Origin of the sequence: Tenacibaculum sp. 190524A05c, from assembly GCF_964036595.1 — a bacterium.
Lineage (GTDB): Bacteria > Bacteroidota > Bacteroidia > Flavobacteriales > Flavobacteriaceae > Polaribacter > Polaribacter platacis.
This window is the reverse complement of the sequence record NZ_OZ038523.1, coordinates 902,206-915,696: the sequence shown is the minus strand read 5'-3', so window position 1 is coordinate 915,696 and position 13,491 is coordinate 902,206. Positions and strand designations below refer to the sequence as shown.

General features: G+C 30.8%; 14 protein-coding genes. 6 read left to right on the top strand and 8 right to left on the bottom strand.

What is annotated here, in order from left to right; genetic code table 11:
- Positions 1-8 precede the first annotated feature (8 nt).
- From ABNT61_RS04095 to ABNT61_RS04075, 5 genes are all read right to left on the bottom strand, one after another.
- A complete protein-coding gene (locus ABNT61_RS04095) occupies positions 9-2,408 on the bottom strand; it encodes a TonB-dependent receptor (RefSeq protein WP_348744961.1) in 2,400 nt (799 codons plus the stop codon).
- 38 nt (positions 2,409-2,446) lie between these two features.
- The gene (locus ABNT61_RS04090) at positions 2,447-2,770 is read right to left on the bottom strand and encodes a hypothetical protein (RefSeq protein WP_348712242.1); all 324 of its coding nucleotides are present in this window, start codon (positions 2,768-2,770) and stop codon (positions 2,447-2,449) included.
- Positions 2,771-2,855: 85 nt separating this feature from the next.
- Complete coding sequence (locus tag ABNT61_RS04085) at positions 2,856-3,287, bottom strand: hypothetical protein (protein ID WP_348712241.1); 432 nt, start codon at positions 3,285-3,287, stop codon at positions 2,856-2,858.
- Between the two features lie 3 nt (positions 3,288-3,290).
- Entirely contained in the window at positions 3,291-4,634 is a 1,344-nt protein-coding gene (purB, locus tag ABNT61_RS04080; RefSeq protein WP_348744960.1) for an adenylosuccinate lyase, read from the bottom strand.
- Between the two features lie 70 nt (positions 4,635-4,704).
- Positions 4,705-5,301: a Crp/Fnr family transcriptional regulator gene (locus ABNT61_RS04075; RefSeq protein WP_348744959.1), complete on the bottom strand. Its 597-nt coding sequence runs from the start codon at positions 5,299-5,301 to the stop codon at positions 4,705-4,707.
- 69 nt (positions 5,302-5,370) lie between these two features.
- On the opposite strand from ABNT61_RS04075, the gene ABNT61_RS04070 reads away from it, so the two are divergent.
- Positions 5,371-5,766, top strand: a complete 396-nt coding sequence (locus tag ABNT61_RS04070; RefSeq protein WP_348744958.1) for a group III truncated hemoglobin — start codon at positions 5,371-5,373, stop codon at positions 5,764-5,766.
- On the opposite strand, the gene ABNT61_RS04065 is transcribed toward ABNT61_RS04070, so the two are convergent.
- A complete protein-coding gene (locus tag ABNT61_RS04065) occupies positions 5,758-6,096 on the bottom strand; it encodes a hypothetical protein (RefSeq protein WP_348712237.1) in 339 nt (112 codons plus the stop codon). The two genes, ABNT61_RS04070 and ABNT61_RS04065, sit on opposite strands and share 9 nt — an antisense overlap.
- A gap of 125 nt (positions 6,097-6,221) precedes the next feature.
- On the opposite strand from ABNT61_RS04065, the gene ABNT61_RS04060 reads away from it, so the two are divergent.
- From ABNT61_RS04060 to ABNT61_RS04040, 5 genes are all read left to right on the top strand, one after another.
- On the top strand, positions 6,222-8,237 hold the full coding sequence (locus ABNT61_RS04060; RefSeq protein WP_348744957.1) for a VWA domain-containing protein: 2,016 nt from the start codon (positions 6,222-6,224) through the stop codon (positions 8,235-8,237).
- Positions 8,237-8,416: a CPXCG motif-containing cysteine-rich protein gene (locus tag ABNT61_RS04055; protein WP_348742058.1), complete on the top strand. Its 180-nt coding sequence runs from the start codon at positions 8,237-8,239 to the stop codon at positions 8,414-8,416. Before ABNT61_RS04060 ends, ABNT61_RS04055 begins: the two co-directional genes overlap by 1 nt.
- Positions 8,416-8,808 (top strand): acyl-CoA thioesterase, encoded by a 393-nt coding sequence (locus ABNT61_RS04050; protein ID WP_348712234.1) that lies wholly within the window; start codon positions 8,416-8,418, stop codon positions 8,806-8,808. The genes ABNT61_RS04055 and ABNT61_RS04050 overlap by 1 nt, the downstream gene beginning before the upstream one ends.
- Positions 8,809-8,819: 11 nt before the next feature.
- Positions 8,820-9,647 carry a prohibitin family protein gene (locus tag ABNT61_RS04045; RefSeq protein ID WP_348712233.1) on the top strand — a complete coding sequence of 276 codons (828 nt, stop codon included), beginning with the start codon at positions 8,820-8,822 and terminating at the stop codon, positions 9,645-9,647.
- Between the two features lie 383 nt (positions 9,648-10,030).
- Positions 10,031-11,173 (top strand): T9SS type A sorting domain-containing protein, encoded by a 1,143-nt coding sequence (locus ABNT61_RS04040; RefSeq protein WP_348744956.1) that lies wholly within the window; start codon positions 10,031-10,033, stop codon positions 11,171-11,173.
- 36 nt (positions 11,174-11,209) lie between these two features.
- Here ABNT61_RS04040 and ABNT61_RS04035 read toward each other — a convergent pair whose 3' ends face one another.
- On the bottom strand, positions 11,210-12,262 hold the full coding sequence (locus ABNT61_RS04035) for an endonuclease (protein ID WP_348744955.1): 1,053 nt from the start codon (positions 12,260-12,262) through the stop codon (positions 11,210-11,212).
- Positions 12,259-13,476 carry an RsmB/NOP family class I SAM-dependent RNA methyltransferase gene (locus ABNT61_RS04030; RefSeq protein ID WP_348744954.1) on the bottom strand — a complete coding sequence of 406 codons (1,218 nt, stop codon included), beginning with the start codon at positions 13,474-13,476 and terminating at the stop codon, positions 12,259-12,261. Before ABNT61_RS04030 ends, ABNT61_RS04035 begins: the two co-directional genes overlap by 4 nt.
- Positions 13,477-13,491: the final 15 nt, after the last annotated feature.

Below are 13,491 nucleotides of genomic sequence, written 5' to 3'. Positions count from 1 at the left end.
TTTAATGGTTAATAATTAATCTTTAATTGTATTTTAAAATTCCTACCTAAATCATCAGAGAAAAAACGTAATCTATTCAGATAATCTCTGTAGGATGTATTTAGCATGTTATTTATTGAAAACTGAACTGCAATTTTGGTTTTAGACAGGTTAAAGTCAAAACCAGAAGAAAAATTCATAAGATGATAACCACTAGGAGGGGTACTTATGTCTACTAATTCATTAGTACCAGTAGTGGCAACAAATGTTGTAAAATTGTTATCAGGGAATTCATTTTGCCTCGCATTAAATTCACTTTGAATTGAAGCAAAAAAGTTATTCCAATTTTCTCTTTTATATTGTAACGTACTTACTGTTTTAAAAGGTGGAATATCGATTAAAGCCCTAGAATTATCTATGTCCCTTCCTTTTAATAATGAAGATTTATTTGATATAACAATATTTTCATTTAGGTTGTAAGTAATGTGAGTGTCTACACCAAAAAGATTAGCATTTACTTGCTTATATTCCCAGACAACAAAAGTACCCCTTATTGTGGTTTCTGTACCCGAAGGTTCGATGTAAATAAAATCATTGATTCTATTAAAGAACGCTTCAATAGATACATTAAACTTTGTGTTATCAAATTTATAGGTTCCAGAGAATCTATGGGATGTTTCTGGTTGGATACGCAAATTTCCTAACTCTATCCTTGCAGCGGAATGATGTAATCCATCACTGAATAATTCAGATGGATTTGGAGCCCTATTGGATAAACCATAGTTAAATATAAATGAGTTTTTAGGATTCAATTGATATAATAAACCTGTTGAGGCAGATAAATTATGGTAGTTAAACTTGGGGTTAACTAAATATTGAGTTCCAAAATCTTCAATTATTAGATTACCAAAATCTTGATCATAGTTTAACGAGTTCCATCTAGATTTTAAGTAAAACTTTTTTGCATTAATATGATTATAGTCGTATCGAATACCAGCTGACAAAAGAAAACCATTAAAACTAAATTCAGAAATCGCATAAATTCCTGCATTATATTTGTCATAGTCCGGTATTATTCTACGTACTCCTGTATCAGGGTTAGAAAAATTATTTTGGTATCCACCAGAAATCCCAATTTTGTAAATCTTATGAGGATCTGCATCAAACTTCATGTCTGCTGAAACCGAATGAGTTTTTAGTGTAAGATCAGTAGCTGGAGTTTCACTTCTGCCACCTCTTCTTATATCAAACTCTAATCTTTCGTTATTCTGAAAATCATATTGAATCGAAAATTTCCCTAGGCCTTTAAGGCGCTTGTACATTTTTGCTTTTACTAGTTGATGTGTAACATCTTGTTTAGGATTGTTAATGTCGTAACTAAAGTCTTCTATAACTAAAGGTTCACCGTTATTAATAGCTCTAACTAAATCGCCAGTAGAACCAATATGAGAGGCTCTTAAAATTCCGATTTCATTAGATAAATAACTATAGTGAACATCAAATCCTTTGTTGTAACCTTTATAACCTCCACTCAACGCAAAACCATAAGATTTTACACCAGTGTTTGTAAGATTATAATCTGGAGATTCAAAATCACCAGCTCTTTTAAAAGAGGCGTTACCGTTAACAAACCATCCTTTTTCTGTTGTTTTGTTAAGACTTGTACTCATTGAGAAAAGTCTACCATTATTTTGTTGCGATAGAATTGTTTTTCCTTGTAAAGAATCTTTACGAATAATTTTAGCAGGATTAATAACAATTACACCACCAATAGCATCACCACCATATTGTAAGGCATTAGCACCTTTAATTACAGAAATACTACCAGCAGAATTAATATCTACATTAGGAGCATGTTCAATACCCCAATCTTGATCTTGTAAACGGACACCGTTAACAGAAGTAAGAATACGACTACTATGCAATCCATTAATTACAGGCTTTACAATTGTATTACCTGTATTAATGGAAGAAACACCAGAAACTTCTTTTAATGCGTCCCCCAAATTCGCATCGCTAAAGTTTTCTAGTTGTTTAGTCTTAAGTAATGTTTCTTGTGAAGTTTTAGTTTTCTTACCCAATTGAGTTTTAATACTAACTTCATCAAGTTCTTCTATATGATGTTCTAAATCTATCACTTTATAAGTGTCCTTATTTAGGTTTAATTCGAAGACTTTAGTGTTACACGCTAAGTGAGAAACTTCTATGATTAGTGTTCCGCTACAAACATTTTTTATAGTGAACTTTCCATTTACATCGGTTGCAGTGTATTTATTTTGATTTTTAATATATACAGTTGCACCAACTAAAATAGACTTATCATGTGTGTCTTCTACTATTCCAGAAAAAGTATATGTACAATTTTGACTTGTTACTATGCTTGTGAAAAAGCTAAGTAATACAATCAATAAGAGATCCTTTGATTTCATTATGATTTTTAGTTTAACTAAATTATTTTTTCGAATAATTAAGCTAAACTGGGTGGACCTCTTAAATTAAAAGAAGTAGTATTTTCACTTTTAAAAAAGTAAAAAAAGTTTTCAGGTGTTGTAATTTCTGTAAATGCAACTGAAGAAATAGTTGTACTAGCATTTACTGAAAAGTCATTTAAATGAAATTTAATTAATTCACATTCAACTTCATCGTGATCATGATAATGTTGCTCATCTTCCGATAGACATATACCAACCTCATGATGCTCTTCTGCTATAATATGAGATAGCTGTATCGCCGAAGGCGCTAGTAAAAATACTAGGAGGATTAGTGATATGTAACTACGAATCAATTTCATTATTCATCCGCCAAATTAAGGAGATTTTTTTATTTAATCTAACTTTACCGTGTTTTTTAACGAATTTAAGCGATTTGTAGAACTTTTATTTCGATTGATTTTTGCTGATATAAAGCGTTCCAGGAATTTTATGTTTAGAATATCCTATTCTAGATGTAAACTCATAAGAAGAGTCTTTAACCTTAGTGATTTGAACGAATATAGGATCTTTTTCCAATTCCGTTTTTGGATTTTTAATCTGTAATGTATAGGCGAAATTGTTCTTCCAAGTTATGTAAAGCGTATCAATTTCTTTTTTCTCTTTTTCAACAACCGAACTATCTGTAGATATGGTTACCTTTTTTGAGTAATATTCTATTTGTAAGCTATCTTTTCTGACTATAACAGTCTTACTGTAGTTATTTACTGCAGGAATCTCAAAAACTCCTTGTTTAAAGCGTTCTGCATCTCCTGAAGTCTCTACTTTACAAGATGCAAATGATAATAATATTACACAAAAAAGGAAACCTAATCTCATAGTTTAAATACCTGTATAGTTTGATGGTGTTATTTGTTTTAACTCGTTTTTAATTTCATCAGAAACTTCTAGAGTATCGATAAAATCAGCAATGGACTTTTGAGTTATTTTTTCATTTGTACGTGTTAATCCTTTTAAAGCTTCATAAGGATTTGGATAAGCTTCACGTCTCAAAATTGTTTGAATAGCTTCTGCAGCAACAGCCCAGTTGTTTTCTAAATCTTCCTTGAACTTGTCTTCGTTAAGAAGTAATTTATTTAATCCTTTTAATGTTGCCTTGAAAGAGATGATGGTGTGACCAAATGGAACTCCAACATTACGTAAAACTGTACTGTCAGTTAAATCTCTTTGTAATCTAGAAACTGGTAGTTTTGATGCTAAATGTTCAAATATTGCATTTGCAATTCCTAAGTTTCCTTCAGAATTTTCAAAGTCAATAGGATTTACTTTATGTGGCATTGCTGATGATCCTACTTCTCCTTTTTTGATTTTTTGCTTGAAATAATCCATAGACACGTATGTCCAAATATCTCTATCTAAATCAATTAAAATTGTATTAATACGTTTCATGGCATCAAATAAACTCGCCATATGATCGTAATGTTCTATTTGCGTAGTTGGGAAAGAATGATGTAAGTCTAATCTTTCTTCAACAAATGAAGTACCGAAAGCTTTCCAGTCAATATTAGGATATGCAACTTTGTGTGCGTTGTAATTTCCTGTTGCTCCACCGAATTTTGCAGCATTTGGAATGTGTTGTAAAAACAATACTTGTTGATTGATTCTTTCTACAAATACAAATAATTCCTTTCCTAATCGAGTAGGAGATGCTGGTTGTCCGTGAGTACGAGCTAACATTGGAACATTTTCCCATTCCTCACATAATTCCGCTAACTTAGAAGTTAACGTATCTAACGTTGGAAAATATACTTCTTCAATAGCTTCCTTAATAGATAAAGGAATTGCTGTGTTATTAATATCTTGAGAAGTTAATCCAAAGTGAATAAATTCTTTATACTGTTGTAAGTTTAACGCGTCGAATTTTTCCTTGATGAAATATTCTACGGCTTTTACATCGTGATTAGTAATACTCTCAATTTCTTTAATTTTTAAAGCATCTTCAGTTGTGAATTCAGAATAAATTTTTCTTAATTCAGGAAAAAGATCTGTATTAATATCTTGTAATTGAGGTAAAGGAATTTCGCATAACGCGATAAAGTATTCAATTTCTACTTTTACTCTGTAGCGAATTAAAGCTTCTTCCGAAAAGTAATTTGTTAATTGGTCTACTTTGTTTCTGTATCTACCATCAATAGGAGAGATGGCATTTAATGTTGTTAAACTCATTTATTGTTGTTGTGTTGAAAGCGCAAAAATAGGAAATCCTAAGAGTTTATGTTACTAATTTTAAATGATTTTATCGATATACTTTTCGTTTTTCAATTTTAACTTCTCCATCTTTTTCAAGTTGTTTTATGGCACGAATAACGGTTTCAACGCGGAGTCCTAATAAATCTGAGATTTGTTGACGTGTATATTCAATTTTTAAACTGAATTTCCCAGTAACATTATGTACATCTTCTTTTAGATAATCAAAGAAACGTAAAATTCGATGTCCAGGTTCTTGACTAGATATTTCAGAAGCAATAATAGCCTTATAATACAGTCGTTTGGCTAAACTCTTTGTGATGGTTAAATGAATATCTTGATCTGTATTTAAGAGTTGGAAAAAACGTTCTTTGGAAATAATGTAAATACTACAATTTTCAACTGCTTCGGCATTAGCAGGATAATCAATATCTATAAATAATGGTGGTTCACCAAAGCTTTGTCCTTTATAGAAAATACCTTGTATGAATTCTTTACCATCATCATTGAAATTGTTCATTTTTACAATTCCACTTCGAATTTGATAATAATTTCTAGCATTAGATTTTTGATTAAAGATGATTTCTCCTTTATCAAATTCTTTTACTTCAGCATTAAATTTTATGAGTTTTTCTTCAGGTATCATATTGTGATTTTAGTCATAAAGTAACCTCAGTATAAAAGTATACTTTTACAGCGATAAATTATAGGTTGAATGGCTAAGAAACAAATTGAAAATAGAGAGGATGTTTTTGTTTTAGTATCCACATTTTATGATAAGATTAAAAAGGATGATGTAATCGGTAAATTTTTCTTAGAAACAATTCCAGAAGAAGAATGGGATGATCATTTATTAAAGCTAACTGATTTCTGGGAAACGAATTTATTCTTTGTGAGAAAATTCAAAGGAAATCCAATTAAAGCGCATAGAGATGTTGATGCTAATTTCAATAATGCTATTCAACAAGAACACTTCGGTCGATGGTTACAATTGTGGTTTTCAACTGTGGATGAACTGTTTTCTGGTGAGAAAGCTACTCAAGCAAAAGAAAGAGCACGAAATATAGCTTCTATGCTCTTCTTTAAAATTTATGAGCATCGATTAAAATAATTTAGGCAGTTGAAGAAGAACTAAAAGTGTATTGGTAATGATACTAATTGTTCCTAACCAAACTACATATTTAAAAGGACTCTGACTAAATGCAGCTGCATTTGTACCCATTGCTGTAACAGATGACAAGGCAACAATTGCAAAAGAGAATCCATCATGTAATGCTAAACCAATCGCAATTGAAGAAATCATAGTACTAATCATTACAAACAATATTGTAATTCCAAAACTATTTTCTTGTTCCTTTTCTATTTTCTTATTTATCATTTCGATGATAGAAACATTTTTTTTCTCGGCAGTTGTAACTGTAATATTATTAGTGGTAATCATAATTATTAATTTTACTACAAAGTTAGATTCCCGATATCTTTTAAAATATGATTTTGGTCATATTAACTAAAAAGCTTCTTTTTATTTAAAGGTTATTTATATCTTCACATTTCAAATACCAAAATGTGTCAACACTCGTACTTTTTTATATCATTTTAGCCTTATTAGTTGGAGTTGCTGTAGGATATTTTCAATACTTTTTTAAAGTAAAAAATGCGCCTAAATATCATATTGTATTATTTGCCTTAAGAGCATTAAGTATTTTCTTTTTGCTACTACTTTTAATTAATCCACAATTAAAGATTAAAGAAGCATTTAATATAAAACCTAAGCTTTCTGTTCTTATAGATAATTCTTTATCTACATCATTTTTTAATGAAGAAAAGAAAGTAGAGGAGTTGATAAGTGAATTTAAAAGTTCGAATAAACTTAATGATAAATTTGATTTGGATTTTTTCTCTTTTGGAGAGGACATTCAATCTGCTGACAGTTTAATTTTTAATGATTCGCATACGAACATTCATAAAGCGATTAAATCTATTAATAACCTTCATAAAGATGAAGATGGAGCAATAATTTTGATTTCAGATGGAAATCAAACGATAGGAGAGGATTATGCTTATGTGAATTCAAAAAAATCTATTTATCCAGTTATTATTGGAGATACTACGAAGTATGAAGATATTAAAATTGGACAATTGAATGTAAATAAGTACAGTTACATTAACAATAAGTTTCCGGTTGAAGCTTTAATACAGTACGATGGTGAGAAACCTGTAAATGTGGTTTACTCTATTTTTAAATCTGGGAGAAAGATTTTTTCTAAGCCATTGAATCTTTCAAAAGAGAGCAACTCAATAACAGTTACAGCAAATTTATCCTCGGATAAAGAAGGAGTACATTATTATTCGGCATCTGTTAGTAAACTTCCAGGAGAGAAAAATGTAAAGAATAATGCAAAGAATTTTTCAGTAGAAGTTATCGATGAGCAAGCCAAAGTTCTTATTCTTACTTCTATAATGCATCCTGATTTGGGTGCATTCACAAAAGCTATTGAGAGTAACAAACAACGAAGTGTTACGGTTTCAAATATCACCAAGTTTAAAGGAAGTTTTGAAGAATATCAGTTCGTTATAGCTTATCAACCGAATATCTATTTTAAGCCATTCTTTGATGAAAGAAAATCAAATTTTTTAATAGTTACAGGTTCAAAAACAGATTGGAATTTTATAAATACCTTAGAGTTAGGTATTACAAAATCTTATATAAATCAGTCAGAAGATTATAATGCTACCTACAATAGCAATTATTTAACCTTTATTCAGAAAGATATTGGTTTTAATGACTTTCCTCCTTTAAAAGATAAATTTGGAGCCGTATCTGCGAAAGATCATCAAAGTTTATTATTCCAAAAGCTACAAGGTTTCACAACAGATGAACCAATTCTAGCAACTCTCGAAAAAGGAGAACAGAAATTTGGTGTATTGTTAGGAGAAGGAATTTGGAAATGGAGAGCGGCTAGTTATTTAAGAGAAACTAGTTTTCAAGAGTTTGATGCGTTCGTAGGAAATTTAGTTCAGTTTTTATCTTCAAATAAGAAAAGAAAACGATTAGATGTAAAGATTGAAAATCTCTATTTGGCAAATGAAACCATAGATATATCTGCATTGTATTTAGATAGTAATTTTAAATTCGATAGTAGAGCTTCCATTCAAATTGCTATAGAAAATACAATTACAAAAGAGAAAAAAATCTTCCCATTTTCACTTTCAAATAGTTCTTTCAAAGTAGAAGTTGATGGTTTGGCTCCAGGAGATTATTCGTATTTGGTTTCAGTGGAAGGTCAAACCGTAAAAAAGTCTGGAAGATTTAAAGTTGCCGATTTTCAAATAGAAGAACAGTTTTCTAATGCCAATACAGAAAAGCTAACTCAATTAGCTACGAGAACAGAAGGAAGTACATTTTTTAGCCACGAACAAAACAATTTAATCAATCAATTGGTTGATGATAAAAAATACTTTACAGTTCAGAAATCTGTAGAAAAGGAGAGAGGATTAATTCACTGGAAATGGTTACTATTTGTTATAGTTGGTTTATTAACTGTAGAATGGTTTTTAAGAAAATATTACGGTAAAATATAATGTTAGAATATTTTTTTCAATGTCCTTATTGTTGGGAAGAAATTTCTATGTTGTTAGATAGAAGTGTTTCTGAAACCTACATAGAAGATTGTGAAATTTGTTGTAATCCAATGCAAGTTTCAACGGTATTTGAGCATAATGAATTAGTTAATTTTGAAGTAAGAAATATAGAACAATAATGAGATTTCACACGAGAAAATGGGTAAAGCCTGAAGATTTAAATCCAAACGGAACTTTATTTGGAGGAAGATTATTACAATGGATTGATGAGGAAGTAGCTTTATATGCTATTATACAATTAGAAATTCCAAAAACGGTTACAAAATTTATGTCTGAAATAGATTTTGTGAGTTCTGCTCGTCAGGGTGATATTATTGAAATTGGAATCGATGTGGTAAAATTTGGAAAAACTTCTATCACTTTAAACTGTAAAGTGAGAAATAAACTGACAAGAATGGATATTATTACTATTGATAAAATTATCATGGTAAGTTTAGATGAAAGTGGAAATCCAGTGCCACATGGTAAAACTAGAATAGAATACGTAAAAGATAGATTAGACAATCAATAAAACCAAATATTATGAATAAACAAGCGAATTTTGATTTTCCGAAGAGAGGAGTGTTTATTATTCCAGTACTTATTTTCTTCTTTATTTTTCTAATTAAATCTACAGAAACTATTGATACAGGTGAAGCTGGAGTAGTTTGGAGATTCTTTGGAGGAGTAGATCCTGATCAAGAACCTTTAGGTGAAGGTTTTCACATTATTGCTCCTTGGAACAATGTATTTGTATATAACGTAAAACAACAGTCTATTTCAGATGTAATGAAAGTATTATCTGTAAATGGATTGGAAGTTACAGTGAACGGAACGGTTTGGTTTAAGCCAGATTTAAAAAAATTAGGTTATTTACATAAAACTAGAGGAAGAGATTATATCAAAGATATTTTGGATCCGGCGATTAATGCAGCAGCAAGAAGTGTAGTTGGACGATATACACCGGAACAATTATACTCAAGTAAAAGAGATGTAATTGAAAAAGAGATTTTAGAAGAAGTAAGTAAGGAATTAGAAGATCAATTTATTAAGGTAAATAAAGTTTTAGTGGAAGATGTTCAGTTGCCTAAAACAATTAAAGAAGCAATCGAAAGAAAGCTAAAACAAGAGCAAGAAGCTTTAGAATATGAATTTAGATTAGCTAAGGCTAAGAAAGAAGCAGAACGTCAAAGAATTGATGCGGAAGGTAAAGCTGCAGCAAATAGAATTTTAAGTGCTTCGTTAACTGATAAAATATTACAAGAGAAAGGAATTGAGGCAACATTAAAGTTATCTGAGTCTCCAAATAGTAAAGTTGTACTTATTGGTTCTGGTAAAAGCGGAATGCCAATTATTTTAGGAAATCAGTAAACGTTAAAAAGTGTTTAAAACTATTGATTTTGGACTTAATAGTCTTAAAAAAAAGTTAATAGCATTATAAACATGTAACAAGTCTGTAATTAACTCGTCAATTATATAAATTACTTCCTTAAAAGTTAGTGATTAGTTAGTTTTTGATAGTTGATTGAAAGAGCTCGAGATTTAGTAGTCTCGAGCTTTTTTTTGATTTTAAAAACAAGTTAACTAGCTGTTATTTAGGTTTTTGTAAAATTGTTCTGATTTTAAACCATTTTGTTCGCTTTTTGGTTTTTATTTTTTTTCTCCTGATTAATGTGATTCTTTTGTTTTGTCGAATTGAAATTCTGTTCAATTCAAATCAACTTTTAAACCCTAAATAATTAATCAAACAAATCATGAGAAAAATTACCCTTTCATTTATTTTCTTTATGTTTTTTGTTCTTTCTCTTTTTGCTCAAGAATATGAGGTAGAGAATTATACAAAAACATTTACTGATTCAGACCGTCGAAACAGGAGAGTTACAGCAAGAATTTATTACCCAAATCAGCAAACATCTGTTAATGAAAATTATCCTGTTATCGTATTCGGACACGGTTTCGTTATGAACTATTCTGCTTACGAAAACTTCTTCGATACACTTGTATCTAAAGGATATATTGTAGCATTTGTTACTACAGAAGGATCAGTATTTGCAAACCATAGAGCTTATGCAGAAGATTTGGCTTTTATGGTAAATCAAGTAAAAACAGAAGCTATGGATAGTAATTCTCCGATCTATAATTTAGTTGGAGATACAAATGCTCTATTAGGTCATTCCATGGGTGGAGGAGCGGCCATTGTTGCTGCTTCTATGGTTGAAGTGAATACTTTAGTAACATTTGCTCCAGCTAAGTTAAGATTCAATACTACAACACCAGCAACGCAAGTAGCAGAGGAGGCAATTGTTTTTTCTGGTAGTGCTGATGGAGTTACAAAACCAAGTGAAAATCATATTCCTTTGTATGAAAGCTTAGGTTCTAATTGTAAGTATTTTATTAGTATTACAGGAGGAGCACATTGTTATTACGCAATGCCAAATGGTTATTGTGATTTTGGAGAGCGTTTTTCTTCAAGAGATATAACCGTTACTAGAAGTGAACAGCAAGAGATTATGTTTACTTATGTCATTCCTTGGTTAGATTACAAATTAAAAAATGATTCTTCTTCGTATGATGTATTCGTAAATACTTTGAATAATGCTTCTGAAGTTACGTATGAAAACGACTGTAGTAACGAATTAGATAGTGAAATTGAAAAATTACCTAAATCAAGTTTCCGTGTTAAAGTTGGGCCAAATCCAACGAAATCATCAATAAATATCAGTTCATCGGATGAATATGAGATTGAAAAAGTGGAAGTGTATAATCAGTTCGGAAAGCTTTTCCTCAATTCAAAAGGTAAGCGAGTGGTTGATTTGTCTAGCTTACATCGTGGTATTTATTTGATAAAAGTTTACTCTAAAGGAAAAACAATTACCAAAAAAGTGGTTGTTGAGTAAACTAGAAAAGCGCTCCAAAAGAGCGCTTTTTTAGTATTAGTTTATTACTATTTTCTTCGTAGTAAAACTGGTGTCACTACTTATTTTTAGTAAGTAAATTCCAGATTTTAAACTTTCGATAGTATATCTGTTACTTATAAAAACAGGATTCTTATCAGTAAATACTTCTTTACCTAAAACAGAAAATACTTTGATTTCAGAAATCGGACTTTGAGTAGCTGAAATTGTTATCTTTCTATTGTATGATGGGTTTGGAAAAACTCTTACATCATTTAACTTGGTACTATCATTTACACTTGCAGTTGCCCATCTATTTTCCGCTGTTGGTCCACCCCAAATTTGAGTAGCTAAGTTTGGATTATCAATAAAAGGATTTCTGTTTCCTTGTGCATATTGATTAGAAACATCTTCATGATAATTATTTCTATTATCTTCAATAGCAGAAACAGGATCTTCAGCATTCCATTCTAAAAATAAATCAATCATATCATCTGGAGTTCCGGCAGAACTTCCAACTCCAACTACATTTGGTAAACAACGATCTCCATAACGTAAATACATATACATCATCATTCGAGCAACGTCACCTTTCCATTCATCTCCAGGATACCAACCTCCAGAAACATCTCCAGAATTTCCAGATCCGTCAGCAAAAGATTTATTTCCTCTTTGACTATTATATTGAACGTCAGAAGGTCTTAAGTGATGTGCATCTGATCCAGGACCAGAAGAACCTAAATTAGGATCACCTAAACTTCTAGGATATACGTGTTCTCTGTTCCAATCTCCATTACTTCCACTATTATCATTAATTCCTCTCGTTCTTGCAGTCGTTCCTGAGCTACTATATCCGTAAATTAATAATACTTGATTTGAATTGTTTGGGTCTACATCTGTCGCTTTACATGCTTCCCAAACATCCGGAGTGTAATCTAATTGATTACCGTGTGTGTTTATAATTTTTGTTGCTAATTCTTGTTTTAAAGCTAATCCGCTTTTTGTTAAATCAACATCGTTATAATAACTCTGTTGAGCAATAATTGAAATAGCTATAAAAAATAAAAATGTTGAAAGTAGTTTTTTAATCATGATTTATTTTTTTCTAATAGGGCCATATAAAAACCATCAAAACCAGATTCGTGAGATAGAACCTTTTTGTCTGAAACAAAAGAGAACTCTTTTCCTGCTTCTGATGATAAAAATTGTTCTACTTGTTCTTGATTTTCAGATGGCAAAACAGAGCAGGTTGCATATACTAATTTACCTCCACTTTTTACCATTCTTGAGTAACTCTGAAGAACATCTTGTTGTACTTTTTTAATATTGTCTAAAAACTCAGGTTGTAACTTCCATTTGCTATCTGGGTTTCTTCTAATTACACCTAAACCAGAACATGGAGCATCAATTAAAACTCTATCAGCCTTGTTGTATAACTTTTTAATAGGTTTTGTAGAGTCAATAACTCTTAAGTCGATATTATGAACACCATTTCTTCGAGCCCTAACTTTTAGTTTTTTAAGTTTACTCTCATAAATGTCCATAGCTACAATTTGACCTTTGTTTTGCATTAAAGAAGCTAAGTGTAATGTTTTACCTCCAGCTCCAGCGCAAGTATCTACAACTTTCATACCAGGTTCTACATCTAAATAAGCTGCAACTAGCTGTGATGAAGCGTCTTGTACTTCAAAGAATCCTTTTTTAAAGCATTCAGTTTTAAATACATTGGCACGTTCAACTAATTTCAAAGCATCAGGATATCCTTGAACAAACTCGGTATCAATTCCTTCTTCTTTTAAACGTTTTTGTAAAACCTCTTTAGAGGTATTTAAGGTGTTTGTTCTTAGAATCACTTCTGCTTGTTTGTTTAAAGAAGCAATTTCTTTAGTCCAAACTTTTTCTCCTAATTCGTCTAAACCTATAGCATCAATCCAATCAGGAATAGATTCTCTATACTTTCTGATTTTAGATAATTCATCGAACTTTCCTTTGATACGGCGAGTTGGAGTTGGTTCAATTTGGTTCCAATCTGGTAGTTGAATTCCTCTTAACACACACCATACAGAAAACAAACGCCATAAATCTTGTCTTGAAAAAGGCTCTTTAACATTTGCTATTTCTGCATATAAACGTTTCCAACGAACAATTTCATAGATTGTTTCTGCAACAAACTTACGATCTCTTGCTCCCCATCTCTTATCTCTACGCAGGGCAGTTTCCACTGCTTTATCAGCATAAACTCCTTCATTGAATATGTCTCTAAGACTATCAATTACTGCAAAAACTAGGTTTCTATGTAATCTCATTGTAAATATTTAGGA

What these genes read in the sequence shown, in the direction of transcription:
- ABNT61_RS04095 (WP_348744961.1), bottom strand. Translation starts at nt 2,408, where the DNA reads ATGAAATCAAAGGATCTCTTATTGATTGTATTACTTAGCTTTTTCACA.
- ABNT61_RS04090 (WP_348712242.1), bottom strand. Translation starts at nt 2,770, where the DNA reads ATGAAATTGATTCGTAGTTACATATCACTAATCCTCCTAGTATTTTTA.
- ABNT61_RS04085 (WP_348712241.1), bottom strand. Translation starts at nt 3,287, where the DNA reads ATGAGATTAGGTTTCCTTTTTTGTGTAATATTATTATCATTTGCATCT.
- purB (WP_348744960.1), bottom strand. Translation starts at nt 4,634, where the DNA reads ATGAGTTTAACAACATTAAATGCCATCTCTCCTATTGATGGTAGATAC.
- ABNT61_RS04075 (WP_348744959.1), bottom strand. Translation starts at nt 5,301, where the DNA reads ATGATACCTGAAGAAAAACTCATAAAATTTAATGCTGAAGTAAAAGAA.
- ABNT61_RS04070 (WP_348744958.1), top strand. Translation starts at nt 5,371, where the DNA reads ATGGCTAAGAAACAAATTGAAAATAGAGAGGATGTTTTTGTTTTAGTA.
- ABNT61_RS04065 (WP_348712237.1), bottom strand. Translation starts at nt 6,096, where the DNA reads ATGATTACCACTAATAATATTACAGTTACAACTGCCGAGAAAAAAAAT.
- ABNT61_RS04055 (WP_348742058.1), top strand. Translation starts at nt 8,237, where the DNA reads ATGTTAGAATATTTTTTTCAATGTCCTTATTGTTGGGAAGAAATTTCT.
- ABNT61_RS04050 (WP_348712234.1), top strand. Translation starts at nt 8,416, where the DNA reads ATGAGATTTCACACGAGAAAATGGGTAAAGCCTGAAGATTTAAATCCA.
- ABNT61_RS04045 (WP_348712233.1), top strand. Translation starts at nt 8,820, where the DNA reads ATGAATAAACAAGCGAATTTTGATTTTCCGAAGAGAGGAGTGTTTATT.
- ABNT61_RS04040 (WP_348744956.1), top strand. Translation starts at nt 10,031, where the DNA reads ATGAGAAAAATTACCCTTTCATTTATTTTCTTTATGTTTTTTGTTCTT.
- ABNT61_RS04035 (WP_348744955.1), bottom strand. Translation starts at nt 12,262, where the DNA reads ATGATTAAAAAACTACTTTCAACATTTTTATTTTTTATAGCTATTTCA.
- ABNT61_RS04030 (WP_348744954.1), bottom strand. Translation starts at nt 13,476, where the DNA reads ATGAGATTACATAGAAACCTAGTTTTTGCAGTAATTGATAGTCTTAGA.